The organism is Oleiphilus sp. HI0079 (assembly GCF_001635105.1).
The window spans coordinates 1-373 of record NZ_LWFT01000374.1; the positions used below are offsets into that span (position 1 = coordinate 1).

Genomic DNA, 373 nt, shown 5'->3' on the forward strand with positions numbered 1-373 from the left:
ACAACCGTTCTATAGTTTGCCCTACCTCAATCCGGAGCCAAGTGCCCTGCAAGCACATAACGTGGCGTTTTATGATGCAGTGAATGACTTCTTTGTCTTCGGCTTTGACGATCAACATCGCGCCGGTGGTGACAATGATTTTAACGACCTTCTCGTGTCAATCGCCGCTACGCCAACGTACGCCGTCGAAGGTATCAATGTCGATGGCTCAGTCGATACCGGCACCTACCAAGTATTAGAGCAAAGCAACGAAGAGATAACATCAACCACGTACTACCCCTCACAGAGTGGAATGGCGACGCTGATGTTCGAAGACCTTTGGCCTCGAATGGGCGACTATGACTTTAATGATCTCGTGATTGATTACCGCTTT

1 protein-coding gene is annotated in these 373 nt (G+C 49.1%); it reads left to right on the forward strand.

The features are described from left to right. The coding region (locus tag A3750_RS04915; protein ID WP_156498415.1) for a DUF4114 domain-containing protein at positions 1-373 on the forward strand (373 nt) is incomplete at both ends.